Source organism: Streptomyces sp. B1866 (assembly GCF_031932565.1).
Classification (GTDB): Bacteria; Actinomycetota; Actinomycetes; order Streptomycetales; family Streptomycetaceae; genus Streptomyces.
Genome location: NZ_JAVSCF010000557.1, coordinates 1 through 892 on the forward strand (window position 1 = coordinate 1; position 892 = coordinate 892).

An 892-nucleotide genomic window follows, 5' to 3' on the forward strand; every position below is an offset into this window, starting at 1 on the left:
CCAAGCCACTCACTGGCCAGCCACCGCCGCACCAGCTCCAGCGCGCCCGCCGCGACCTCGTGGGCCGCCTCGGCCACCCCGTCGGCGCCCTCCGGCACCCCGGCCCCGGCCAGCACCGCGTCCGGCGCGGCGGCACCCTCGGCCAGGGCCCGCTCCAGCGCGTCCAGGTCCGCGTACCGCTCACCCGACGCCGCAAGACCGCCCAGCACCGCCAGCCGCACCGGCCCCGGCGAACCCACCGCAACCGGCGCCCAGTCCAGCTCGAACAGGGACTTCTGCTGGTTGCCCCGCGTGTTTTCGAGCTGTCCCTGCTCCACCGGGCGGAACACCAGCTTGTCCATGCTCAGCACCGGCTCGCCCTGCTCGCCGTAGATCTCGACCCGCAGCGCCGAGTCGTCCGCCGGGCTGATCCGGGCCCGGACCCGGGACAGCCCCTGCGCTCCGAGCCGCACCCCCGACCAGGAGAACGGCAGCACCGCGGAGACCTCCGACCCCTGCCTCAGCAGCCCGCCGTGCATGGCGGCGTCGAACAGGGCCGGGTGGATGCCGAAGCCCGCGCCGTCACCGTCGTCGGGCAGCGCCACCTCGGCGTACACGTCCTCACCGGCGCGCCACACCGCCCGTACGCCCTGGAACACCGGCCCGTAGTCGTAGCCGAGGTCGGCCATGCCCGCGTACAGCACGTCGNGCCGAGGTCGGCCATGCCCGCGTACAGCACGTCGACGGAGGCCGGTTCGGCGCCCTGCGGCGGCCACGCGGTCCGCCACGCGACGGCCGGTTCGGCCTCCGGGGCGAGCATGCCCCGGGCGTGGCAGACGGCCTCCGGCTGCTCGCCGTCCTCGCCGGTCTCCAGGCGGGTGTAGATCGCCACCTCGCGGCGGCCGTCCTCACC

1 protein-coding gene is annotated in these 892 nt (G+C 75.9%); it reads right to left on the reverse strand.

The features are described from left to right. The coding region (locus RKE29_RS30165; RefSeq protein ID WP_312008884.1) for a polyketide synthase dehydratase domain-containing protein at positions 1-683 on the reverse strand (683 nt) is incomplete at its 3' end. Between the last annotated feature and the right edge of the window lie 209 nt (positions 684-892).